Raw genomic sequence first — 24,471 nt, 5'->3', positions numbered from 1 at the left:
TGTTAATTCACACTAAGATCATCATTAACTGGCTCATTGATTTCTGTCCAGTAAACCTTTAATTGTTCTGCTACCCGAATAAAATCATCAAAATCAACTGGTTTGCGTACATAACTATTAACCCCCAGGCCATAACTTGTTAAGCGATCTTCATCACGTCCAGAAGAGGTCAGCATCACCACGGGGATGGTTTTGGTGCGTGGGTCAGCACGCAGTTTTTCCAGCACCTGTAGTCCATTCATGCGTGGCAAATTCAAATCCAGTAACATCAAACAAATATGATGCTTTGCTGGTATTTCTTCAGTATTTTCTGGAAATAAGTATTGTATAACTTCCACGCCATCACGAAAGGTTTTAATACGCTGACTCATTGCCAGCATACGAAAGGCTTCCAAAGTCAATTCCAAGTCATCCGGGTTATCTTCCACCAGAATAATATCCTGTTCCACTGCGCCCCCTTTGGATTAAAAAATCCTTTTATTATTATAGTGTAAAGAAAAAGCTAGCACCCTTGCCAGGTGTTGCTTCAGCCCAAATACGCCCACCATGACGCAGAATAATACGCTGTACAGTTGCAAGACCAATGCCGGTACCCGGAAAATCCACTTCGCTATGCAGTCGTTGAAATGGTGAAAATAATTTATCGGCATAAGCCATATCAAAACCATCGCCATCATCACGTAAAAAAAATATGGTTTCTTCATTTTGCTGCATACTGCCAAAGGCGATGCTGGGATGGTTTTTTTTGCTGGTATATTTCCAGGCATTACCCACCAGGTTTTCCAGTACTATTTTTAACAAGGCGGCATCACAAACCGTTGTTGTCTGCGGCTGAATTTCAAAATCAACCTGACGTGTTGCATCCGTTTGTTGTAAATCTGCCGCCAGTTCCGACACTATGTCACTGAGGTTACAGGTGGATTTGTTGGGTTCGGTGCGCGTCAGGCGTGACAAGCGTAATAAATCATCAATTAACTGCCCCATATGCTGCGCATTTGCGCGCAAGCGCGTTAATAAATGCTCACCACGATTATCCAGTTTATCGATATAATCGCGTAACAGCATGTTACTGAAGCCATCTAAGCTGCGCAATGGCGCGCGTAAATCATGAGATACGGAATAGGTGAAGGCTTCCAGTTCCTTATTTAAGGCATTTACTGAAATCAGGCGTTCTTGCAAAACTTCGTTTAATTGTTGCACCTGCGCTTCAGCTTCCAGGTGCTGTTGATAAGTACGGGCATTGCTGACGGCCAGCGCCACCACAGGTGCAACACTCAAGCCTAGATTAAGATAATGCTGCTGATATTGCGGAAAAGCAATATCAAGTACTGCGACAGCGCCCAGAACCTGACCACAGCGTTCAATTTTTATGTAAAAACCCTGTGCTTCGGCATTTAGCTGATAAGTACCGCGCAAAGCCAGTAAATCCTGCTGTAATTTTTGCCTGTTCGTAGTGGAAGCTGATAAGACCATTTCTCCCGCTTCATCATTTTTTTGTGGCAAATAGGCGACCACTTGCGGCGCACAAAACATAGAAAATAATTCCAGTACCTGAGCAATGACATGCTTTTCTTCAGTCAAACTGGTAATGCGACTAATCAGATCATTGACCATAGCATAATCAGCCAATTGCCGATCTTTTTCCTGCACCGCCATCTGTTGCTGCTTGCTTAATAAATGCTGCACCGATAAACGCAAATAATCCAAACCCACCACAATACGTTCTGCGGCTAATCCCAGGACTTTAGATAAGTCAGCCAGACGTTGTGCTGCGGTTTCATCAACACCGGTATCCAGTAATACCAGCTTTTGTGTTGAATCGGCAAAAAAATCCCGCGCAGTTGCCGCAGTAAAACCACTGTGGGTACAAAAATGATCCCACTGCGCCAACATGCCAGGGCTGAATAAGTGCGCACCTGCCGCAATATATGCCTGCACTTGTTGTGTTCCAGCCAGTAATTCAAAGCATTGTTCTAATGCATGGATTTGGCAGGACTGATTTTTTAGCTGACTTAAACAGCCGCCACCTAATAGGATACAAGGTGTATCACCAAGGTCTTTAGTCAGTTCCAACATCTGCCTATTATGGCAAGGGTGATCACAATCAGCTGGAAAAAAATCACAGCGAACATGACGGAAAGCGGCTTCCTGCAACAAGGTTTCCAGTTCCTGACGGAAATATTCACAAGCAAAAATGTGTAAATGTTTAATCATGCTCAAATTCCTTATGAATGTCCCATTTTAACGTTGATAAACTTGTTCCAGATTTCTCCCTTATTTTCGTTAATATACCCAATATTCGCCTCAAATAATGCAAAAATCTGCTTCAAACCAGCTTTTCCTGGCTACGGTCTCTGTTCTCAGGCAGCCTCCAAGGCTATATCAAATATGTCTGCTTGGTTTTTCTTTCTGAGGGGATTAAGTTGCTTGTTCAGCAAAGGATAAGAGGTTTTGTGTTGACATCGGTCAGTGATAATTGCAAATAGCAGAAAAAAGATAATAGGCAGAGAAAATGCTGGAAGCAGACTGATTTAGGGTGCAAGCATTAGTTTATTCTTATCTATAAATAAACTAACACTTGCACCCCAAAAAAAATTTATTGCACTTCAGGTTTTATTTTGCCTCAGTGGTTGCAGGCTGTGTTGCGGTAGGAACAACAACAGGTGAATAAGGCATCTGATAAGCGGAATAACCATAATAAGGATAACCACCATAACCGCCATAATGTGGATAATATCCTCCATAACCACCATAACCACCATAACCGCCATAAGGATAGTAACCGCCGTAATAAGGATAACCACCCCAACCCCAGCCTGATCCAAAACCAAATCCACCACCAAAACCACAGAAAAATGCACTACTTGTAGTTGGTGCTGCTGCAAACAGTAAGACAACAGATAATGCAGCAATTTTAACAAACGTTTTCATGAGATTGCCCTCCCTGCTTAGGCGCTTGTCAGGTTTACAGCCTTATCAAAGTATTGTTGTTAAAATCTGACAAATGCCAAATACTCATTATTCATCTTAATGAAAATATGTAAGCAACGTGCGCCTGTTGTATTCGGTTTCGCTTCTGACCAACCATCACACCCTTGAATTAAGGATAAAGCGTAATCTAAAACGCAACAGGCGCAACACCTGAATGAAACGAAAACCCTATAACACCTTTTGGTCGTTATTTTATTTTCGCTCCCAAGCACAGAAAATAAATATAAATCACCCAGCTTATTAAGTATCGAGGCAAGATGCCTGCTGTCGAATGAACATTTGATGTCTTTTTTATGTTCTGCACTTGTACAAAAACTTACTCTTAGTAATAAGTATTAGTTGTAAATTCGAGATTTTGCAAGAATAAGTGTAAAAAAATATTGAATATTGGAAGATTGGAAACCTGCGAAGAGGCGCTATTGCTTCATGCTGTTTTTTATTTGTACCTTGCCAAATCCTATGTTGCACTAGATAAAATGGCAATGGCTTAAGATTAATAATAAATTTTTTAAAAAAATTATTGACAGATGAAAAAACGCCCCCTATAATGCGCGTCTTTCTTGCAAAGCCTATAACAACTTTGATTACAAAGTCTGAGGATGAGTTTGACTTTCCAAGGTTTTGAAGATCAGGGGCTATAGCTCAGCTGGGAGAGCGCTACAATGGCATTGTAGAGGTCGGCGGTTCGATCCCGCCTAGCTCCACCAGGGATTATTAAAGCCATACTGATTGCGAGAAAATTGTTCCGGGTCCCCATCGTCTAGCGGCCTAGGACTCCGCCCTTTCACGGCGGCAACAGGGGTTCGAACCCCCTTGGGGACGCCATTTTATTATGGAACATAATTTCTATTTTCCTTCCTGATTGTGCTGGCAAATCTTCCTTGATAAAATATTAAGCGTGGTTTTACTCTTCTATAGAGTATAATCCCAGTTTTTTTCATTCACGGTAGGTTTTCCCTTATTCGGGATCTGCTTCCACTTAAACAGGAGTTGCTATGTCTAGAGTATGCCAAGTGACTGGCAAACGGACAGTCACCGGGAATAATGTATCCCACGCACATAACAAAACCAGACGGCGTTTTTTGCCTAACCTGCACAGCCATCGTTTCTGGGTTCCCAGTGAAAACCGTTGGGTGAAACTGCGGGTTACTGCTAAAGGTATGCGTATCATTGATAAGGTTGGCATTGAAGCAGTACTGAAAGATATTCGCAGTCGCGGCGTTAAAGTCTAAGAGGTTTTTATTATGCGTGATAAGATTAAATTAGTATCCAGTGCGGGTACCGGTCATTATTATACGACCACGAAAAATAAACGTACGACACCGGATAAACTGGTATTTCGTAAATACGATCCTGTTGTACGCAAGCATGTTGAGTATAAAGAAGCGAAGATTAAATAAATGCTTGTATTGACGCGAACAAACAGCGCAATTAAAACCAGGCTATCGCTCAAGCGCCTCAAAAAAAACCCTGATTATTTTTAATCAGGGTTTTTTTTTATATTGTTATTTCGGGTATGATACAAGCTTAGTTTTTTAATCTGATTAACACTGTGATGCACAAATTATTACCATTAATACACAAATTAATAGCATTATTAGGCACTATGATTGCCTTGTTCAGCAGCTTTTTTGTTGTTGCAGCCATTTCTGACTTGTTGCATCCGGAGCAAACTGATACAGAAGTTTCCGTATTATGGGGGCTTTTATTTTTTTTCTCTTTAACGCTGGCAGCGGGTCTTTATTTGCTGCTAAGTTATCGCAAACGCAAGGTGCGATATCTTATTGAGCGCAATGAACGTCAATTATTACAGGCGATAGCGGATGCCAATGGGCGCGTCACCATTGCAGAAATTGCCTATAAAACCCACATGACGCTGAAAGAATCAGAACTGGCCCTGAAGGCACTTTGTAAAGATGGGCGCGGAGAATTGCAACTTACTGAAACCGGAAAAATGGTTTATGTATTTTTTGGTTTGCTCTCTGAGGATGAAAAAAATACAGCCAAAAGTGTGATGGATTATTAATGTCAGCTTCTGATTCTAATCAAGGCGGCTCCACTCAGGCACAATTACCCGCTGAAAACTCACATCAGAAGATCCCGATTTATATTATTACCGGTTTTTTAGGCAGCGGTAAAACAACCCTGCTTAATCGTCTGCTGCAACAGCCGGGAATGACGCAAACTGCTGTTATTGTCAATGAAGTAGGGGAAATTGGTATTGATCACCTGCTGTTGGAGTCCACTGAGGATGATATGTTGCTGCTGGCAGGGGGGTGTTTATGTTGCGCGGTACGCAGTGATTTAATTACCACCTTGCAAAATTTATTTGAAAAATCTCAACAGCAACAGGATTATCGGTTTCAACGTGTGCTTATTGAAACCAGTGGACTGGCTGATCCGGCACCGATTTTGCGCACCTTGATTAATGATGATTTTATTGTTGCACATTATCGCCTGGAGCAGGTGATTACCACTGTTGATGCGATATATGGTATGCAACAACTGGATGAGCATGACGAGTCTGTTAAACAGGCGGCATTGGCAAATCATTTATTATTAACTAAAACTGATCATCCACACAGCTGTGAGGAAGTGATTTCTGAGTTAATGCAGCGTTTGCAGCAGTTAAATCCTGCGGCTTATTGTTATGACTTGAAGCAAGGTCTGCCCGATGTTAAACAGCTCTTTGCCGGTAACACCTATGATCCTCAGACCCGGCAACTGGATATTCAAAAATGGCTGCAAACAGAAATTTATGCAGCACCCTTCACTGCACACCACCATCAAGACAAACAGGAACAAGGGATTCATGATCAATATATACATAATTTTTGTCTGAAATATACACAGCCTTTGCCCTGGAAAGTGCTGGAACACTGGCTACAACAATTAACCCGTTTGCGCGGCAAGGATTTGCTGCGTATCAAAGGTATAGCCTGGACGCAGGAAACAAACGCACCAGTATTGATTCAAGGCGTACAGCATATTTTACAATCCCCTGTGCAACTTAAAAGCTGGCCTGATTCGCAGCCTATGACTCAGATTGTTTTTATTACCCGTAACCTGCCGGAAGACCTAATTAGAAAAAATCTGGAAGCATTGCTGCACAGTCCAACGCCTGCCGAGCGGGCAAAAGCGGCAATGTTATTATTGTAGATATGCGCGGGAGTATCTTTCCTTTTCTATTTTAGAAATACCTTTACTTATAAACTGAATATTTTTACTTGTCAGGTGTTATCATTTAATTTATAATCGACCGTTTATTTGTATTCAGTTCAGGGCTGCAACGTTCTTGCCTGTAACGCCCGTAGCATCCGTAGCATTTAATCTAAGGTTTTTATCATGCAAGCAGATATTCATCCAAAATATCAGGAAGTTGTTGTCACCTGTAGTTGTGGTAACACATTTACCACCCGTTCCAGCCGTGCAAAGGAAATACATCTTGATGTATGCTCTGCCTGTCACCCATTTTATACCGGACAACAGCGTGTTGTAGATACCGCCGGACGTATTGATAAGTTCCAGCGTCGGTATGGAAAGAAATAAGATACCGGTTGGTGTAATAATGTTTAAAAAAGGCGCTGAAGCGCCTTTTTTAATGTCCGGCAACTGCAAATTGTGTCAGATAAGCAGGGAAAAAGTTCTCAAACAGCGCCACATAAGTCGCTTTATTAAAAATTAATTGGGTAAACTCATGGCTAGCGGGTGTCATTTGAAAAGCCAAACCAGTACCCACTAAAAATATAAAAGTATTTCCCCAGTTCCTGGTGTTAACCAGCTTTAATGCCGTACCAAATGAACGCTTCAGGCGTTTGCCATTAAAATCCACGCTATAAAACTCATCCAGCAGCAAGTGCGCAATAAAACCCAGAAAAACAAAACCACCGCCTAACCAGGAAAGCCCGGGGTTTAGCTGATAAAATTGAAATAATAAAGCGCAAGTCAAAAAACAGAAAAAAATACCTGCTAATACCGAATGAAAAATGCCACGGTGTATCGTCCAGGCTCTAAACGCAGGTAGCAACGCATAACGAAACAAAAAATAACTTCCCGCCAGAACGACCCAAAGCTCTAAGATAGATAGCCCCCGTAGTTGATCAATCAAGATGTAAGCACATAAGGCATACAACGCAACAAAAACAATTTGTAAAGGACGCGAATGATCCGAGTCGATGTCCGGTAAAATACCCCCTAAAGTCCCTGCAAATGTAAGCAATAAGGCGGCTTCAGTATCGATTTTTCCAATACTTACCAGGGCGGTTGCCGCCATTGCGGACACCGCAGCGCCCACTGTAAAATGTGTGGAAAAAGAAGCCATAAACCTGTCTTGTTGCCTTAAGCCGGATATTTCATAAATATGCTCATGCCCTTATAGCGGATCTGGAATAAAAAACCAGATCCGCAACAAAATGATGAAGATTATTGGTTTATCACAGGCATTATTAATGCTGGGGTGTATGGTGTGATAAGCCCAAAAATACAGCCAATGGCACACTGATAACAATAACAAGAAGTGCTAAAGCGGCAGAAACCATCAATAGATCAATCATGACTATCTCCTGATAGTAAGTTATTCATACATTCATAGCAATATATTCTGGGTAAACTTTATCCCTCATATACCGCTTTACTTAATAGTATTATAGTATATTTAGAATATTACGATATACTAATACTTCAATGTTTCTCGCCAAGCACGATATTTTTGCGTTATGCTTTACGCAACAAGGTCGCTAAATGATAAATTTTTTTAAGCCTGATACAATGAAAATTGGCACAATTAAAGTGGATAGCAAAGCTGGAAAAGGCTGTCGCTTTATACTCAGTCTGCCATTATTACAGGAGCAAGCACAATGAGAAGCCATGTTGCCAGTGTATTTTTACTGATTTTTCTGATTGCGATGCTGATGTTCTCACTCTATCTGGATTGGTTTAGCGGCAGTCAACTGCTCACGGTAGGCATGGCTTTTATCGGGCTGGTCGGCTTGGTTACGGTGTTGAAACTGCCCTGGGATTTGTATTTTGAAGCCCGTAATCTGCTTGCGGAACAAAAAGAAAGCCTGCGTCGTGGCATTGAAGTGCCTGCCGCAGACCATCAATATACCCAGGCCATAGCCAAACGCTTGCTATGGGTGTGCATAGGCTTACATTTACTATCTGCCCTGGTTATTACCTTGCTGACCTATTTCTCCGGTGCCCAGATTGGTTATTATTTTGCCGGATTTTTTCTGTTATCCACCGGCTTCAGGCCGCTGCTGGCATTTTATCAGCATCAAAAAGCACGTTTTGCCGCATTGCGCAGGCGTTGTAAGGTGCCGCGCGAAGATGCGCTTGATTTTGCAGGGCGCATTAAAAAACTGGAAAAACAGCTTGAAGCGATGGAAAAACAGGATAAAAAAACTGAGGAAAAAAACCAGCAGGCCTTTCTTGACGTGCAGGCGGATTTAGATCATTTACATACCTTGATGAAAAAACAAAACCGCAATTACGAAGAAAAAACGGATAAGGTGTGTGATGAGTTTAGCCATGCAGTAGAAAAACTCAGTAGTGATCAGGAGTTTCTCTCGGGTATGCGGGCATTTATTAAAATGATAAAAACCAGTCCATAAAATTTTAACTGATATTATGCAAAAGCTTCTTTTTCACAGGTTTTGAAGATTTGAAATGTGAAAAAACTACTGTTACTTCACGCTGATTTTTATGAATGCTTTCCTGTTTCTGAACGCGTGGCCTCTATCACATTGGGTAATTCTTCCAGATGTTGTAATACCTGGCTGAGTTGTTCAATATCATGGATTTTAATGCTTATCTGCATATGGGCAATATGACTGTGTTTATCAATGCTTGATTGGATGGCATTGACGCTGATATGCAGGGCGGTAAGCGTGTCGCTGACATCTTTAAGCAGGCGGTCGCGATCATAAGCGCGGATAAAGATGCTCACTTTATAACGATGTTTGCTGCTTGCTCCCCAGTCTACTTCAATAAGGCGCTCATGCCCCTGTTCCTGCCATTTTTGTGCATTACTGCAATCACGGCGATGGACTGCAATGCCCCGCTCACGGGTGATATAACCAATAACCTCATCACCTGGCAGGGGGTGGCAGCATTTCGCAGTGTGGGTAAGCAAGCCATCAACGCCCTGACTGGAAATGCCAGGATGACTTGTCGGTGCTTGTGCTGATTCCGGGGCGGACGTGCGTTCACCAGATTCAGACGTTTGACTGCCTGTGGCTTTGTCGGCTGGCAAAATATATTGTTGCAGGATATTGGCTATTTGTCCCATGCGCACATCGCCACGCCCAATGCGGGCAAACAAATGGGCCTGGTCATTGCAGTGATAGCGCTTGACCAGATCGTCCAGCGGGATGTCTTTAAGGTTCAAGCGTCGCAGTTCATGATCCAGTAGGGTGCGACCTTCTTGCGCGTGCTGCTCACTGCTTTGCTGATTCAGCCAGTGGCGCACCTTGGCGCGGGCGCGACTGGTTTTCAGATAGTTGTTATGAGGGTTGAGCCATTCGCGGCGCGGATGTTCCTGGCGATCTGCGAGAACTTCAACCTTATCACTGTTGTGTAAGGACTGGCTGAGTGGCACGATGCGGTCATTCACCTTGGCCCCGCGACAACGATGCCCCAGGCCGGTGTGTATGGCGTAGGCAAAATCCAGCGGGGTTGCGCCTGCGGGTAGTTCCACGACATGACCTTCCGGGGTCAGCACATAAATACGCGCCTGATCCGGCTCATCTTCAGCATCGTTTTGTTCAGCTTTGCCGCCACTTTCCAGAAACTGGCGTAAATTGGCGATTTTTTGCTCAAATGCAGTATCTTGTTTGCCGCCTTCTTTATAACGCCAATGGGAGGCCACCCCCAGTTCTGACATTTGATGCATTTCGTGGGTGCGAATCTGTACTTCAAACTGTTTGCCTTCGTTGCCAATAACCGCAGTGTGCAGGGAGCGGTAACCATTGCTTTTCGGCGCAGCGATATAATCATCAAACTCACTGGCAATCGGTGTCCATAAACTGTGAACCAAGCCTAATACGGTATAACAATCAGCAACGCTATCAACCAATACGCGCACTGCTAAAGCATCAAATATTTCGGAAAAAGCCACTTGCTTGCGCTGCATTTTTTTCCAGATACTGTAAATATGTTTGGGGCGTCCATTAATTTCTGCCTGGGTATTGGCTTTGCTGAGCAGCGTTTGCAGGCGCGCCATAATATCTTGTAAATAATGTTCCCGCTCCTGTCTGCGACTATTCAGAGCATTGGCAATTTGCAGATAATCAGTGGGTTTTAAGGCACGTAGCGCCAAATCTTCCAGTTCCCATTTAATCCGTCCAATACCTAAACGATTTGCCAGTGGTGAAAACAAGTCCAGGGTTTCTTGCGCCAGTTGTTGTTGCTGAGCCTGTGGCAGTTCCCGCAATGTACGCATTTGTATCAAACGCTCTGCCAATAAAATCAACAATACCCGCAAATCTTCGGTCAGCGTAATCATTAAACGCCGCAGGTTTTCCAGTTGCTGGGCATGGATTTTTTCATTTTCCGTGCGCACGGCATCATGCAAACTGTCAATGCGTTTTAGTTTTGCTAATGCATTAATTAACTGGAGGCTTTCATTATTGGCATATTGTTTGATTTGAGACTGCTTGCATTGTTCGCTATCGACAGCCTGAAATAATAAGCTGGCAATAAGGGTGGGGGTATCCGTTTGTAATTCCTGGAGCAAATGCAAGGCTTGCAGGCGGGTTTGCAATTGTGTACTTGAGTAAACCGATTGTGCCAGTTCCCAGCCCTGTTGTAATAATATGCCCTCTGATGAGGGTAGCAAGGATAATAGGTTTGTTATATCGTTTACTGAATATCTGGTCTGTGTTGTCATTGCCGATATTGATCCTTTTTACCGAGGGCCTGGCATTGGTATCTATTTACTGTAAGTGATGACTAAGTGCATTTGCAATCAGATGATTCGTAGTTGCTGTAAAATGTACGGAGTCAGTATAATAATCGACGGCATCAGACTGTGTACCTAGTAATTGTTGTACATCAATATAGGTAAGCTGCAATTGTTGCAAGATATCACGTGTCTGAGCATAATCTGTTTGTCCATCATGCGCCTGATGAGAGTATTCATAGCTTCTGGGGAATAGTAAAAATATCACTTGAACCTGGTGTTGGCTTGCAAATTGTTGAATGCCCCGTAGCAATGCAATAACTAATTCACGGTTTTCCATTGTTTTTGAAGAAGCACTTGTAAACACTGTTGTGAATATCTGCATTTTTTGTAAATATATTTTAAGTTTTGTTATAAAACCCAAGAGGGGTGTCGATTCCCAGCGCTTAAACTGCTTGAACTGTGTATAACAAGGATCATATTGTTTGAGGTAACGGGGTAGCAAGGGATTATTTGGGAGTTTTTCCAAGAGCTTTTGATAAGGTGGAATCTGGGCGCTTAGTTCCCCATCTTTGAGTAAAAATCGTGGTTTGATAAACGGCATATCAACTGTTTCTTCGCGTGAATGAAATGGCAAATAATGGCAACTTAATCGATAACCTGGTTTGGAACCCAGGCCTATTACCACCACTTCTGGTCGTAAGTCTGGAATGCGCTTCTGCATCATTAAATAACTTTGATCCAGGTGATACATGGCAGAACCAAAGTTAAAAGTTTCAATTTCAGGGGATTCCAGATAAGCATTAATCGTCTGATTGTTATCCACCTCCAAATGACCATTAATACGAGAATCACCAATAAAAACAACCCGTTTTGTTTTACGCTGAGTTAAGTCCAGATTCGCTGTTGAACGTGAGCCAAGATGATCATAATGGACTGATTTTATATATGAATTTGCACGGTTTTTCCAGCCGAGTACGGCATCAATTTCAAGGCTTCTTTTATCTGCAAGAAAACGTTCAGTCTGTTTGATTGCTTCCCAGGGCAGGTACATACGCAGATACCAGTTATCATTTAAAATACGTGGCAGCAGCATTTGCAGCAATAACTCCATGCCCAGTAATCCTAGAATAATAAAGATAAAAATACGTTTATGGCGCAAGTAGCGAAATAAATGTATCCAGGGTGGGCATTCAGAGGATAAAGGGAATTTGGACATAGATTTAGAACTGAAAATAAATAAATGCACTGGATTGTGCACCATGCACGACCATCAAATACAAGGTTAGATAAAAAAAAGCATAACGCAATATGATTGGGTAATAAAATAAATCTTGAATATCCTGCTTTTTATACATTAAAGCATCAAATATCAGGAGTGGCAGTGCGTGTAATATGACCCGGAAAAATAATTCCAACATTTCCAGATTAATGCTGAAATTGAAAAATAAGTGGTAAACCCAGCTGCCAAGTTGTTCAAAGGAGTTTGCCCGAAATAATAAAATACCAAAAGCACCGGCATTGAATGTGAGCATCATAGAGAGCAAGATCAGTAACTGTGCTTTGCGCCCCGTAATCTGATACATAAAGCGCCGGGTTTTTGCAGACCAGGTTGCATAAAGTGCTAATAGCACACCACAATACAGTCCCCAAAGTATAAAATTCCACGAAGCACCATGCCATAAGCCCATAATTAAAAAGGTGATAATAACAATTAAACGCGGCTCCAGGTTTTTGCCACGAATCGGAGTCAGCGCCAGTGGATAATACAAATAATCACGAATCCAGGTTGTTAGACTGATATGCCAGCGATTCCAGACTTCCTGAAAATTAGGTGCAAACAGGGGGGAGCGGAAGTTGATCATCAACTCAAAGCCCATTAGTTTTGCTGTGCCGCGCGCAATATCAGAATAGGCTGAAAAATCGCAATAAATCTGAAATAAAAAGGCATAAGCATAGACCAGCACCAGACCGCCGTTCTCAACACCAGGTGCAGCCGGGTCGCCGATAGCTTGTAAATACGCACCAATATTATCAGCGATAAAAATCTTTTTAAACAACCCCCAGTAAATTAAAAACAGGCCCTCTGTGACTTGTTCACGTCGTATGGTTCGTGGCTGGAGAATTTGCGGCAGCAGGCGTTGTCCGCGTTCTATGGGGCCTGCAACCAGTTGTGGAAAAAAAGAGACGTACAAAGCATAATCCAGAAACTGGGGTGCAGGTTTTACCTGTTTACGATAGACATCAATGGTGTAACTGATGGTTTGAAAGGTATAAAACGAAATACCGACAGGTAAAATAATTTGCCACAGGGGAGCATGAAGCTGCAAGCCAAACAAAGCAAAAAAATCAATAAAGTTGTCAACAAAAAAATGAAAATATTTAAAAAATCCCAGGATGGATAAATTGACAATTATGCTGAGCCATAAGTATGCTTTTCGTATACGTGCTATATCACTGTTTTGGATAGCATGGGAGCAAAAATAATCAGTAATGGTGGATAATAAAATCAGCCCAAGAAAACGCCAATCCCAGGCGCTGTAAAATACATAACTGGCAACCAGCAACATCCGGTTTTGAGCGCGATGTCCGAGGTGCAAGTAGAGTATATAGACCAGAATAAAAAATGCAGCAAACTCAAAAGAATGAAAATTCACAAACGGCGCATCCTACGCCAGTTTATTTTCTATCATTTGATAAATTGCATTGAGCGTATCAAAGTTCTCCAGGGTGATTTCGGGAATACCAATTTCGATACTAAAGTTTTGTTGCAGGGCGACAACCACATTAACCAGACTGAGTGAATCAATCAAACCACCATTAATTAACGACATTTCAGGGTCTAGCTCACCTTCCCAGCCGGTTGCTTTTTGAATAAAGCTAGCGAGGATTTGATTAACCTGAGTTTGGATTTCAGTTTGATTAAATGACATGGTTTGGTCTCGTTTATTAGGTGAATGATGCATTTTATTTAATGCGAAGGAAATCGTTAAATTTTATTTTACCATGCGCCTTGACTATAGTGTTTTAAGCCAGAATTGCATCGTTTTTTTACTGCTTTGCGCTTGATCGATATCTTTCCAGGTAAATTGTGTTTGTAAATTTTCAGCTTTATGATAACCGCGTTTACGCCAAAAATTATCCAGTGGAACATAGGACTTAGGACGTAGTGGGTGGTTTTCAGCACGTTGTACCGCGCAAAAACAAGTATGCTTAAAAGTACCAAAGCTGCGGGCGAGTGCTTCGCGTTCAACAAAAAAGCGCACACCTAAGCCTTGTCCGCGATAATTTTTACGCAATACTGAATCACTGAAATAAAATACTTCATCCGGATTATAACCCTGCGTAGCAAAAAGTTGTTCAACGCCATCGGTTTTTAAGGGATGTGCCAAAGGACGGGCAGTGGAAGCACCAACCAGTTCTTTGCCATCGTATACCAGTACAAACAGGCAATTTGGCGCATTGGCATAAATAATACCCAGGAATTTCTCCTCATAGTCCACGCTTTGCTCATAGAGATAAGGGAAATCATGAAAAATTTCCACGCGTAGGCGCGCAACAGCGGGAACATAGGCTAATGCTTCCGTTCCGGTGACAGTTTGGATTTTAAAAGATTTTGCCATTATCATCTCGGTTAATTATTTTTTCTACAGCCTGGGAATGACTGAGAAAACCTGTAGGACTTGCGCTCAAGCCATAAGCCCCACAATTAAAAAATACAATAAAATCACCTCGCCGAACTTCCTGGTTGCAGGGAAAACTGCTGGCCAGCACATCCTGTGGCGTACACAGACAACCAGCAACTTCCAGATTAAAATCTGCGGGTTTAGGCGCGGAATTTTCCGGTGCACTTAAAATAGTCATTTCAAAATTGCGCCGGATAATTTGTCCCATGCCTCCTGCCAACAAATAATTATGATGCATACCACCATCAACAATTGCGAAATGTTTATCTGCCACTGTTTTACGATATAAAACCCGCGTTACATAAATACCACTTTCCGCAACCAGAAAACGACCGGGTTCTAATAAGAGTTCCGTGTTTTTAAACAAATCCTGATAGGCTTGATTTTGTTTTAAGTCCCGTAAACCGCTTGCCAGTATTTCCAGGTTTAGATTTGTCTGATTAGGGAAATACGGTATTCCCAAGCCGCCACCGCAATTAATGCGGGGAATCGATAAGCCGGTTTGTTGTTGTAAGCGCAAAGCCAAATCCAATATCGCCTGAATATTTGCCAGAATGGAATCTGCCTCTAATACCTGTGAACCGGCATGTACGTGTAAACCCGCAAATTCGATATGCGGGCTGTTTGCCAGTCGTCGCAAAGCCTCTGGCGCATCAGTTTCAGATATGCCAAAAGGGGTTGCACCTGCCATTTTCAAACTGGAACGAATGCCTTTATTTTCGGGATTGATGCGCAGGCCCAGGCGGGAACGATGCGGAAATTCAGTCGCAATCGATAGTGCCTGTTCCAGTTCTTCCAAGCTCTCCAGATTCAGCGCACCGATATTTTGCTGCATTGCCAGTCGTAATTCAGCATCCGTTTTACCGGGGCCGCTGAAGCTGATACGTTTAGCAGTGATGCCTGCTGCCAAAGCGGCATTTAATTCTCCATCAGAGGCAACATCTGCACCCAATCCTTGTTTTGCCATTAATGCCAATATCTCAGGGTTTGGATTAGCTTTGACAGCATAATACAAATCCCAGGGCGATGCTAAAGTTTGACGCAGCACAGTAATCTGTTGCTTGATAATATCCGCTAAAAGCAAATACAGCGGTGTTTTGTGCTGACTACAATAGGTAATTAATTGTGCCTGAGGAAACCATTGATAAAAAGTTTTAGCATTCACAGCAGGAATCCTCAATAGTACTGAGTTGAATTTTGCCCGATGGTGTACGTGGGAAATCCTCTACAAACTGTAATTGTGTTGGCTGCATATAAGAGGGTAAATGTTGACTGAGAAAAGCTTTAAGCTCAATAAGCGTCAAACGCATTGTTGGACGTAACCTAACTGCTGCACAGAGTATTTTTTCTCCGATTTTGTTTTCTCCACCCACGACAACGGCCTCCTGTATTGCTTCATGTGTGAGCATGATATGAACAACTTCCTGGGGATAAACCCGATTACCTTGTATTTTAAGCATTTTATCCTTTCTACCCAACAGGTATAGGTAGGCTTGTTCATCCAACCTCCCGATATCCCCGGTATATATTGCCATGCGTCCGTTGCGCAGCGGATGGCGGCGTAAAGATAGATCATGCCTGGTATCATTTAGATAAGCCTGCATCATACCTTCGCCACTCATCACTACTTCTCCTTGCTCTCCTGTGGGTACCGGTTGGTTTTGAGAATTAACAATCAATAGCTCAACACCTGGAATTACTCGCCCCACACTTTCCATGTGCTTATCAAACTCCGCCGGAAGTAACATAGTCAACCGGAAAGCCTCGGTTTGCCCATAGGTTTTGTAAATCTGGGTTTGCGGCACAAGTTGCCGTAATTGTTGTAATTGTGGAATCGGCATATCGCCACCAGAAATAGTAAGATAGCGTAAGTTTTGTAAACTTTCCTGTGCTTGCTTTTGCCATGTCGAATCAGGGTTAGCCATAAGCTGCGCCCATAAACTAGGTACACCGGAAACGCCAGTGATTTGATGCTGTTTAATCACATGGCAAATATCTACCGCCAGCCAACTATTAAGCAAGATCAATTCTGCGCCACTGCATAAAGTGCTAAACAACTGATTCAAGCCTACATCAAAAGAAAATGGCAACACATTTAACAGTCGATCTTCAGATGTCAGCGCATAAGCGGTGATTTCCTTGCTGACGCGCTTGAGCAAATCAGTATGTCCAATCTGTACAGCTTTAGGATCTCCGGTAGAACCGGAAGTAAACAATACTGTTGCTGCCATAGATGCCGAGCTAGATTGTGAGCTTAAAACCGATTTAACCGGATCTGTAGTATTCAAGTCTTGACAACTGAGATTATCCACCTGTAAGTGTTGGGATAACTTATCAATTAAAGAGGCATGAATAGGTGTCAATATTTCATCACTAAAGCGTAATAGCTTGGTGGGCATCAGTGTATTTGCCTGCTGCAAACGTAACAAAGCGGCATTATCCACTAGCAGCCAGGAGGAAGCGCAGATTTTCAGGCTATAATTAACCTGAGCAGCGGAAAGCTTGGGATTGAGATTGTAAAATATTGCGCCTGCTTTTAGTATCGCCAGCATTGCGATGACTTGCTCAGGACAGCGTCGCATATACAAGCCGACTTTTGCCTGTGGTTGCAAACCCCGCTGTAATAAATAATCTGCCAAAGCATTGGCACGGAAATTGAGTTGTGCAAAGCTGATTTTAAACTGTTTATTGCGAGACAGGTGCTGAGTCAGTGCAGTTGATTGCGCATAGCGGGTGCAAACATCTTGGAATAGGTCGAGGATGTGTTGTGGGTGGGATGGTGACATAAGAATACCTGGACAAGTACTGGCGATGGGTTATAGGAAACAAAATAAGAAATTATTAGAGAAAGATGAATACATTAGCCGCAGCACACGAATATGCACGATTGCGTTGGTCTTGCCGACGCGGTATGAAAGAGTTAGATGAGCACTTGCTGGCTTATCTGACTCAGGTATACCAATATGCAAATCAGCAGGAACAACAACAATTTGTAAAGTTACTGGCACAAAGTGATATTATTTTATATCAGTGGTTAATTTTACAACAAACACCTGAAAATCTGGATTTCCAGGTTTTGTTGAGTAAAATCAACTTGAATTGAACTCGCCTTTTCATTCAAAAACTTGTAATAAAAATGTAACTTAATAAGCCTTTCAAGCTATTGAAGTTGCATTAAATGTTACAGAGCTTGTTGCAACTGTAATAAGTCTTGTAATAAGTGAGTTACCCGTTAAAATAATATTTAATCTATTTAAAAAAAGTTCTTATCCCTCAAAATTTTACCTGATATAAGGAAACCCGCGTGAAATCTATCCCCACGGCAAGTCCCTGTTTTCATTCGTCATGTCTAAACCAGATAATGAAACGTGCACGCTCTTATGCGCTACTGCTTTCCTGTGTTTCGCTATTGACGGCCTGTAGCACGCAATCCTGGCAGGAACGCTATGATGATATTAGCGAGCCTTTGATGCAAACCTATCAGGAAAAAGCCAGACAACTTACCAGTGACCCCTCAAACTACCGCTTTCACTTTCGCCTGGTAATGGCAAAAGATGCGCAATCCAGTTTTACGCTTTATGCACACTATCCCAATGGTATCGCAAAACTCAGTGAAGATGCTAAAAACCAACTTCGAGCAAAAATTGCACCGATCAAGGCAGGGCAAGCAGGGAAAAAAGAACAAAATATCCAGATTCATGTTGTTGGACACTCTGATAATATCCCACCTAGTGGCACATTACAAAGCCGATTTCCCGATAACCAGTCTTTATCTGCTGAGCGTGCACGCCAGGTTGCCTTATTTCTACGTCAAGAACTCAAGCTGACAGCGGATGCTATTAATTACGTTGGCATGGGAGACAGTATGCCGACAGCGGATAATGCGACAGCAGAAGGTCGCGCCAAAAATCGCCGGGTCGAAGTCAGTAGCAGCGTTGCCCAGGCTAGCATACAAGTGATTGAAAACCCTGAGCAGGAAATGCAATTACAAGCAATACCAGTAGATTTTGAACCCTGGTGGCAAGCTTTAGTAATTGCACAAATGAATCCCAAATCCAACCGTACTTACCAAAAACTTGACGAACTCCTATTACGTGCATTGAGTCACTCAAGCCAGATGCGTGTATTCAGTGATCTGCCTTTGATTCGTGAAACCGTGATAGAAGAAACTAAAGGTAAATTTGATCCCCATTTGTTTGTGGAAGCCAAATATGGACGTACTGACAGACCTACCGGCAGTGACCTCGAAACCGGCGGCCCTACCCGATTTAAAGAAAATGACTGGTATCTGGAAGCGGGGCTACGTAAAAAATTCACCACGGGTGGTAATATTGAAATTGCTCAGGAAATCGGTCACCGCGACAATAATTCCACTTATTTTAACCCTAAAGAACAAGGCCGCGCCAACCTCAGCCTGACCTTTCGTCAACCTCTGCTCAATGGTGCCGGCTTTGAATACAACGAAAGCCAGATAGATATTGCCAAGGTTGACCATCAGGTCTCCATGGACGAATTCATCCGTCAGGTCTCCACTCACCTGCTGGAAGTTGAGCGCAGCTACTGGGCTTTATATCTGGAACGCGCCAACCTGTTGCAACAGAAAAAACTTTTCACCGAAGCGGAAAAAGTGGTGGCTGAACTTGAAGCACGCAGTGGCATAGATACGCTAGGTACCCGTATGAAACTGGCTAAAGCCAGTAAAGCCCAACGCTATGCTGCCAGTATCCGCTCCGAACAAGCCGTCAGAAATGCCGAAGGTAAACTGGCCTCACTGATTAATGACCCGGAACTGCTGGCAAATGATGCATTTGAACTGGTGACGACTGACTCCCCGAAAATGTTTGCCATGCCTACGAATATCAAAGCTGCCGCGCAAATCGCACTGGAACATCGTCCGGAAGTGTTGCAAGCCTTCAAGCAACTTAAAGCCGGGGTCATCCGTATGCAAATGACCGAAAAAGAACTGCAACCGGTGCTGGATTTTGTCGCTGAAGCCACCCTGCATGGCCTGCGTGATGAATACGATGTCGGTCAAGCTTTTTCCGACCAATTTGATCGCGGTGGCCCCAGCTATGGTATTGGTTTGATGTTTGACATGGCACTGGGTAATCACGTTGCTAAAGCACGTCATCGCCGCCGTAGCATTGAAGTGCGCCAGCTCACCGCACAACTGCAAACCACCATCGAAACCATTTTATTGGAAGTTCAAGTCGCAGTACGTGAACTCGATACCGCCTACCGGGAAATGCTTGCGCAATATCAATCCATGCAAGCCCGCCAAGCACACCTGGATACACTTGAAGAAAGGCGTAGCGCAAATCTGGTGGACAGTGATAACAGCACCTATCTGGAGCGCCTGCTTGATGCCCAGAATGAACGGGTAAATACTGAGCAAGGCTTCCTCAACAGTTATGTCGCCTATAACGTGGCTTACAGCAACTATGACCGTGCCACTGGATTATTCCTTGAAGCCCGGCAGTTAGTACCCAAACAATATGAAGATGAGGACAGCGGTTTGCCTGTGTTACAGATTCAGAAAAAGGACACAACTGAAAAATAAGCTTAAAGCAGTAGAGACGTAGCACTGCTACGTCTCACCAAGGGAAATAAAATGCAAAAAAATATTTCAGAGTATGAAAAAGATTTCAGCGCCTGGGCCATTCATAATGCCGAATTATTGCGCGCAGGTCGCTTCAGCGAAGTGGATATTACGCATCTTATTGAGGAACTTGAAGGCATGGGGGCAAGCAATCGGCATGAATTGGTCAGTCGCCTGAAAATCCTGTTGATGCACTTGCTTAAATGGCAATTCCAGTTTCAGCACTTATCTACGCGCTGGCAGGAATTTGAAGGTGTAAGTTGGCGCAGAACCATTATTGAGCAGCGCGATCAAATTCAGGATCTGCTGTCTGAAAATCCCAGCCTTAAGGCAAAGTTAGAAGAGGCTGTCTGCAAAGCTTATCCTGGTGCCGTTAAGTTAGCCAGCAAGGAAAGCCGCCTGCCGATGGCAATATTTCCGCAGGCTTGTCCGTATGATTATGCACAAATTTTAGATGATGACTTTTATCCTGATAACTTAGGATAAAATAATGAAGTTTATTTTTACATGTTCTGAGAAATATGGAAAAGAGAGCAAACCCGCAGACCTGACAGGTTTTTAAAACCTGTCAGGTCTATCGGTACTTAAGTGCTCAAATTTAGAACGCCATGAAACATGAGGATATCCCCATGAAATCGCAAAAGTCAAAAAGCCTGAAAAACATACAAAGCAAAAAAACCACTGCTTTATTTGAAAAACTGGAAGATCGCGTGCTGCTCAGTGCCGATCCTATCGCAGCAATTGACTTGCCAGATGATCCGGGATTAGATTCCGGAGGGCTTAATGAAGTGGGCTTATTCTCTGAAGGTATTCAGTTTCAGGAAAATCCGGTACTGGCACCGGTGCAAAACGAAAGGGAACAGCAGGTACTGGAAAGTGATCCTGATATTAATGTAAAACCAGGAGAGGATGCACTTCCACCTACTGATATTGAGCCGCGTTTGGAACTTGTCTTCGTAGATACAACAGTTAACAATTATAAAATACTGCTGGAAGGTATTAATAGTGTAGGTGAAGATGTTCATCTGGAAGTGATTTTATTGGAAAATGGGCGCGACGGTATCACTCAAATTACTGAGCGCTTGGTTTCATATGAAAGCATCGATGCCATTCATATACTTTCTCACGCTTCTGAGGGTAAGCTTACCTTGGGAGATAATGAACTCAATCTGAGCAATCTTGACAGCTATACGGCGCAATTACAATCCTGGCAGAATAATCTAAATGAGGGTGCAGATATTCTACTTTATGGTTGCCGGGTTGCGGCAAATGACAGTGGCATTGATTTTGTGGAAAATATCAGTGAGCTGACTGGCGCAGATTTAGCGGCTTCCGTGGATGATACCGGTCATGCTTTATTAGGTGGAAACTGGATACTTGAGTTTAGCACAGGTGCGATTGAAACCAGTCTGCCTTTAAGCCCAGAAGCGCAGCAGGCATGGTTTGACCTCGCCATAGCCGCAGGGTATACAGAATATTATGTGCCGGGTGATTTACAGCAATTACGAGAGGCGTTTAAAGATATTGATAATAATGATCCTGTCAGTGATGGTATGGACTCTATTATTGCATTTGTCCCCAGTACCAATAATACCATTGTTTATTACGATCACTGGGAAGATGGTTATGAGAATTTCCAGGGTACAAATCCGACCGCATTCCAGGCCAGCACAGAAGAGTTTGGTACTGTTAACGCAGCATCGCTGGAGCATCAAACTTTAGAGCGTGGTGAAGTCGTTGTGCTTGAAAGTACAAATGTAGATTCCAAGCCACGCGATTCAGGCACTATTGCTTACGATAGTCGTGACCGCTTATACGTTATTGGTGGCCCGGCAGCGATGTCCTATACAGTGTGGCCTAACGATCCTGGTACTGTTTTTTCATTATCCTGGGAAATCTATCCGGTAAAACCTTTTCTGGTGAATTACACGTTACCTGTCGGTAAAGATTTAGATGGGCTTGGTTTTGCTGATTTTGATACGGTTTATGCTTTTATTCAAGCGACTACTGATGATACAACACTAGCCATTGACAGTGATGGTGATGGCTTAGTGGATCTAACCCCAAGCTTAGACCAAGGTGAAAGTTACAAGCTGACAAACCCTAATTCAGGGGCTACCATTTCCAGTAATTCAGGGCATCCCTTACAGATTAATCTTGCCATTGGGGAGTATCATGGTGGTTTATCCTCAGAAATGCGAGGTTATTCATTGGTACCGAATAACCTGTGGGATGCGGAATACTATGCACCGGCAGTCAGTGCATCAGATTCAAAAGGACTTGCTGAACTCTACCTACATAACCCTGAAGCCACGCCTTTAAAGATTTTTTATGAAGAAAAGACTCACTCTGGAGACTTCACGATCCCTGCTAACAGTACTATCAAATACACTACGGGAACAAGCGCGGCTACGGGAACAAGCGCGGCTTATCCTACAGATTCGGCGGTTTATCTGAAATCTGAGGGAGGAGTAAAGTTCTGGGGTATTGCTTCGGTTGGTAAAGAACATGATTATTACGACTGGGGTTATGATTTGGTGCCTGCCTATGCCTTGACCGACGAATATTATATGGGTTGGTCCATGGGTAATACCAAAGCCGATGATGATGGTAATAACATAGATCCATTAACTGGTGCTGAAGGTTTTAATGGCTCCCCCATTTACGTGACTCCAACTCAGGATAATACAGTAATTTTTGTGGATTGGGATGGGGATGGTATCCTTGATAAGGTGGATCTCAATGGCGATAAAGATTTTAATGATACTAATGAAGCTGATTCTGATAAAGGTATTTTTGCTAATAAATTGGATGTATTAACCCTGTATGATGATGATGGAAACAGTCAGGGAGCGCATATTACGGCAACCGCACCGATTGCATTGGCCTGGGGGGAAGATGCTGATGTTGCAAATCTTGCAACACCTTATCTGGATGTCGGTTATACCCCTTTACCTCTACCTTCCTCATGGATGAATGATGTCGCGCTGGATGCCATCAAACTTTCCAATGTCGATTTTGTTGAATACGTGCCAAATAAGGAAGTCGAGTTCACCCTGCGTGTGCCAGCTTACAACATTCTTGTCGGCCTGGATATTCAAGATGTACTGCCTGAGGGGTGGCGCTATAAAGATGATAGTACAACTATCAGTATTTATGATAAATCGGCAGATATAACTACAACTTATGGGACTTCAGATTCCGATGATACCGATCCGACTAAACCAGACGGTTCGGCTTTAGGGGTAAGTGATAGTGTTTTATTCTGGGATTTAGGGCGGGCCAATATTGGTATCAAAGGTGCACAGCTGAGTGCGATGGAGACAGGTACAGTACCAACTTCTGCTCAACTACCAGCGAACCTTAATCCTGCTGATTATGTGGATGTCAAATATACAGCTTATATCACCACTGCCACCAAAGCTGGTTATAACAAAAATACCTTTGAAGCTATTGGTGAAAGCAATCTACCTGATTTAGAGGGAAATTATACTTACCAGGCGATTGATGATAAATACATCCTGGTCAGTCCTTTGAGCATTGATAAGAATGCAATGCAAACTTCGGAAAGTGTGCCTGACACAGATCCCACCACGCCTACAATAGTACCTGGCGGCACTGTTAAATACACGATTGATCTGGTTAACGTTGCCAGTGGCACTGATACTGTAACCAGCTTGACGGTGGAAGATCTCTTACCTGAAGGTTTTTCTTATGTTGACGGTACTTCAGTATTAACGGTAACTGATAATGGCGATGATGACACTAATATTAATACAGGGAGTACGGGGGATCCCGTAAAAACTACTTCAGGAACACGGCAGAGTCTGGCATGGGGTAGCGGTGCCTGGGAAATTGGTGCTGGTGATGAGGTCACTCTTGCTTTCAATGTTAAAGTCAGCGATACCATTGAACTCGGTACTTATGATAATAGTGTTAAGGCAACAGCTTTGTTAAGTACTTCTGCTTTTGTGGTAACAGACGATGGTTTGACGGCAGAAGATGCCGGTACACCGCTAAACGAAGACCCTGAACACGATGAAGATGTAACTGTAATCGAAGGTGAAAGCATAGGCGACCGCATCTGGCTGGACGAAGACAGTAACGGTGTACAAAATTCCGGAGAAGCCGGTATCTCTGGTGTTACCGTTTATATTGATGACGATGACACGGCAGGCTACAGCGCAGGTGACAGTCAGGCGGTTACCGACAGCAACGGCAACTACCGCATTACGGGGCTTGAGGCAGATACATATAACGTCCAGGTCAAGGCCGACACGCTGCCCACCGGCCTC

Annotated in this window: 21 protein-coding genes and 2 tRNA genes; 12 read left to right on the top strand and 11 right to left on the bottom strand. The window is 43.1% G+C overall.

The genetic code is table 11. The features are described 5' to 3' along the window. Positions 1-2 precede the first annotated feature (2 nt). From QUF61_RS10545 to QUF61_RS10535, 3 genes are all read right to left on the bottom strand, one after another. Complete coding sequence (locus tag QUF61_RS10545) at positions 3-449, bottom strand: response regulator (protein WP_289681622.1); 447 nt, start codon at positions 447-449, stop codon at positions 3-5. A gap of 34 nt (positions 450-483) precedes the next feature. Beyond that, positions 484-2,214: a sensor histidine kinase gene (locus QUF61_RS10540; protein ID WP_289681621.1), complete on the bottom strand. Its 1,731-nt coding sequence runs from the start codon at positions 2,212-2,214 to the stop codon at positions 484-486. 399 nt (positions 2,215-2,613) lie between these two features. Next, positions 2,614-2,931 carry a hypothetical protein gene (locus QUF61_RS10535; protein ID WP_289681619.1) on the bottom strand — a complete coding sequence of 106 codons (318 nt, stop codon included), beginning with the start codon at positions 2,929-2,931 and terminating at the stop codon, positions 2,614-2,616. Positions 2,932-3,622: 691 nt separating this feature from the next. Here QUF61_RS10535 and QUF61_RS10530 point away from each other — a divergent pair. The 7 genes from QUF61_RS10530 (at position 3,623) to rpmE (ending at position 6,540) form a co-directional block, all read left to right on the top strand. Then, positions 3,623-3,698 (top strand) — tRNA-Ala (locus QUF61_RS10530). Positions 3,699-3,740: 42 nt separating this feature from the next. Continuing rightward, positions 3,741-3,816 (top strand) — tRNA-Glu (locus tag QUF61_RS10525). Positions 3,817-3,986: 170 nt separating this feature from the next. Then, positions 3,987-4,223, top strand: coding sequence for a 50S ribosomal protein L28 (rpmB, locus tag QUF61_RS10520; protein ID WP_289681617.1), 237 nt, complete (start codon positions 3,987-3,989; stop codon positions 4,221-4,223). Between the two features lie 12 nt (positions 4,224-4,235). Further along, on the top strand, positions 4,236-4,391 hold the full coding sequence (gene rpmG, locus QUF61_RS10515; RefSeq protein WP_289681615.1) for a 50S ribosomal protein L33: 156 nt from the start codon (positions 4,236-4,238) through the stop codon (positions 4,389-4,391). A 155-nt stretch (positions 4,392-4,546) separates the two neighbouring features. Then, positions 4,547-5,017, top strand: coding sequence for a hypothetical protein (locus QUF61_RS10510; RefSeq protein ID WP_289681613.1), 471 nt, complete (start codon positions 4,547-4,549; stop codon positions 5,015-5,017). After that, positions 5,017-6,150 carry a CobW family GTP-binding protein gene (locus tag QUF61_RS10505; protein WP_289681611.1) on the top strand — a complete coding sequence of 378 codons (1,134 nt, stop codon included), beginning with the start codon at positions 5,017-5,019 and terminating at the stop codon, positions 6,148-6,150. The genes QUF61_RS10510 and QUF61_RS10505 overlap by 1 nt, the downstream gene beginning before the upstream one ends. 186 nt (positions 6,151-6,336) lie before the next feature. After that, positions 6,337-6,540 carry a 50S ribosomal protein L31 gene (rpmE, locus tag QUF61_RS10500; RefSeq protein ID WP_289681609.1) on the top strand — a complete coding sequence of 68 codons (204 nt, stop codon included), beginning with the start codon at positions 6,337-6,339 and terminating at the stop codon, positions 6,538-6,540. Positions 6,541-6,589: 49 nt separating this feature from the next. Here rpmE and QUF61_RS10495 read toward each other — a convergent pair whose 3' ends face one another. Next, the gene (locus QUF61_RS10495) at positions 6,590-7,312 is read right to left on the bottom strand and encodes a metal-dependent hydrolase (protein ID WP_289681607.1); all 723 of its coding nucleotides are present in this window, start codon (positions 7,310-7,312) and stop codon (positions 6,590-6,592) included. Positions 7,313-7,847: 535 nt separating this feature from the next. Here QUF61_RS10495 and QUF61_RS10490 point away from each other — a divergent pair. Then, a complete protein-coding gene (locus tag QUF61_RS10490; RefSeq protein ID WP_289681605.1) occupies positions 7,848-8,603 on the top strand; it encodes a hypothetical protein in 756 nt (251 codons plus the stop codon). A gap of 89 nt (positions 8,604-8,692) precedes the next feature. Here the strand turns inward: QUF61_RS10490 and QUF61_RS10485 are convergent, their stop codons facing one another. From QUF61_RS10485 to QUF61_RS10455, 7 genes are all read right to left on the bottom strand, one after another. Continuing rightward, on the bottom strand, positions 8,693-10,879 hold the full coding sequence (locus QUF61_RS10485) for a RelA/SpoT family protein (RefSeq protein WP_289681603.1): 2,187 nt from the start codon (positions 10,877-10,879) through the stop codon (positions 8,693-8,695). A gap of 46 nt (positions 10,880-10,925) precedes the next feature. Next, entirely contained in the window at positions 10,926-12,110 is a 1,185-nt protein-coding gene (locus QUF61_RS10480; RefSeq protein WP_289681601.1) for a hypothetical protein, read from the bottom strand. Positions 12,111-12,114: 4 nt separating this feature from the next. Next, positions 12,115-13,548, bottom strand: coding sequence for an MBOAT family O-acyltransferase (locus QUF61_RS10475; RefSeq protein WP_289681599.1), 1,434 nt, complete (start codon positions 13,546-13,548; stop codon positions 12,115-12,117). Positions 13,549-13,560: 12 nt separating this feature from the next. Then, positions 13,561-13,824 carry an acyl carrier protein gene (locus tag QUF61_RS10470; protein WP_289681597.1) on the bottom strand — a complete coding sequence of 88 codons (264 nt, stop codon included), beginning with the start codon at positions 13,822-13,824 and terminating at the stop codon, positions 13,561-13,563. Between the two features lie 84 nt (positions 13,825-13,908). Then, positions 13,909-14,514 (bottom strand): GNAT family N-acetyltransferase, encoded by a 606-nt coding sequence (locus tag QUF61_RS10465; protein WP_289681596.1) that lies wholly within the window; start codon positions 14,512-14,514, stop codon positions 13,909-13,911. Further along, the gene (locus tag QUF61_RS10460) at positions 14,498-15,742 is read right to left on the bottom strand and encodes an alanine racemase (protein ID WP_146066771.1); all 1,245 of its coding nucleotides are present in this window, start codon (positions 15,740-15,742) and stop codon (positions 14,498-14,500) included. Before QUF61_RS10460 ends, QUF61_RS10465 begins: the two co-directional genes overlap by 17 nt. Then, entirely contained in the window at positions 15,732-17,363 is a 1,632-nt protein-coding gene (locus tag QUF61_RS10455) for a class I adenylate-forming enzyme family protein (RefSeq protein ID WP_289681594.1), read from the bottom strand. Before QUF61_RS10455 ends, QUF61_RS10460 begins: the two co-directional genes overlap by 11 nt. A gap of 65 nt (positions 17,364-17,428) precedes the next feature. On the opposite strand from QUF61_RS10455, the gene QUF61_RS10450 reads away from it, so the two are divergent. From QUF61_RS10450 to QUF61_RS10435, 4 genes are all read left to right on the top strand, one after another. Next, the gene (locus QUF61_RS10450; protein ID WP_103920584.1) at positions 17,429-17,680 is read left to right on the top strand and encodes an FAD assembly factor SdhE; all 252 of its coding nucleotides are present in this window, start codon (positions 17,429-17,431) and stop codon (positions 17,678-17,680) included. Positions 17,681-17,938: 258 nt separating this feature from the next. Continuing rightward, positions 17,939-20,137: an OmpA family protein gene (locus QUF61_RS10445; RefSeq protein ID WP_289681593.1), complete on the top strand. Its 2,199-nt coding sequence runs from the start codon at positions 17,939-17,941 to the stop codon at positions 20,135-20,137. A gap of 51 nt (positions 20,138-20,188) precedes the next feature. After that, a complete protein-coding gene (locus QUF61_RS10440; protein WP_289681592.1) occupies positions 20,189-20,662 on the top strand; it encodes a DUF29 domain-containing protein in 474 nt (157 codons plus the stop codon). A 143-nt stretch (positions 20,663-20,805) separates the two neighbouring features. Beyond that, on the top strand, positions 20,806-24,471 hold a 3,666-nt coding region (locus QUF61_RS10435), incomplete at its 3' end, for a DUF4347 domain-containing protein (RefSeq protein WP_289681590.1).

The organism is Candidatus Venteria ishoeyi (assembly GCF_030378065.1).
Classification (GTDB): Bacteria; Pseudomonadota; Gammaproteobacteria; order Beggiatoales; family Beggiatoaceae; genus Venteria; species Venteria ishoeyi.
This window is presented reverse-complemented; position numbering and strand designations above follow the sequence as displayed.

Bases quoted from the DNA above. Each gene is read 5' to 3' on its own strand.
- QUF61_RS10540 (WP_289681621.1), bottom strand. From the start codon at position 2,214: ATGATTAAACATTTACACATTTTTGCTTGTGAATATTTCCGTCAGGAA.
- QUF61_RS10535 (WP_289681619.1), bottom strand. From the start codon at position 2,931: ATGAAAACGTTTGTTAAAATTGCTGCATTATCTGTTGTCTTACTGTTT.
- rpmB (WP_289681617.1), top strand. From the start codon at position 3,987: ATGTCTAGAGTATGCCAAGTGACTGGCAAACGGACAGTCACCGGGAAT.
- rpmG (WP_289681615.1), top strand. From the start codon at position 4,236: ATGCGTGATAAGATTAAATTAGTATCCAGTGCGGGTACCGGTCATTAT.
- QUF61_RS10510 (WP_289681613.1), top strand. From the start codon at position 4,547: ATGCACAAATTATTACCATTAATACACAAATTAATAGCATTATTAGGC.
- QUF61_RS10505 (WP_289681611.1), top strand. From the start codon at position 5,017: ATGTCAGCTTCTGATTCTAATCAAGGCGGCTCCACTCAGGCACAATTA.
- rpmE (WP_289681609.1), top strand. From the start codon at position 6,337: ATGCAAGCAGATATTCATCCAAAATATCAGGAAGTTGTTGTCACCTGT.
- QUF61_RS10495 (WP_289681607.1), bottom strand. From the start codon at position 7,312: ATGGCTTCTTTTTCCACACATTTTACAGTGGGCGCTGCGGTGTCCGCA.
- QUF61_RS10490 (WP_289681605.1), top strand. From the start codon at position 7,848: ATGAGAAGCCATGTTGCCAGTGTATTTTTACTGATTTTTCTGATTGCG.
- QUF61_RS10485 (WP_289681603.1), bottom strand. From the start codon at position 10,879: ATGACAACACAGACCAGATATTCAGTAAACGATATAACAAACCTATTA.
- QUF61_RS10480 (WP_289681601.1), bottom strand. From the start codon at position 12,110: ATGTCCAAATTCCCTTTATCCTCTGAATGCCCACCCTGGATACATTTA.
- QUF61_RS10470 (WP_289681597.1), bottom strand. From the start codon at position 13,824: ATGTCATTTAATCAAACTGAAATCCAAACTCAGGTTAATCAAATCCTC.
- QUF61_RS10465 (WP_289681596.1), bottom strand. From the start codon at position 14,514: ATGGCAAAATCTTTTAAAATCCAAACTGTCACCGGAACGGAAGCATTA.
- QUF61_RS10455 (WP_289681594.1), bottom strand. From the start codon at position 17,363: ATGTCACCATCCCACCCACAACACATCCTCGACCTATTCCAAGATGTT.
- QUF61_RS10450 (WP_103920584.1), top strand. From the start codon at position 17,429: ATGAATACATTAGCCGCAGCACACGAATATGCACGATTGCGTTGGTCT.
- QUF61_RS10445 (WP_289681593.1), top strand. From the start codon at position 17,939: ATGAAACGTGCACGCTCTTATGCGCTACTGCTTTCCTGTGTTTCGCTA.
- QUF61_RS10440 (WP_289681592.1), top strand. From the start codon at position 20,189: ATGCAAAAAAATATTTCAGAGTATGAAAAAGATTTCAGCGCCTGGGCC.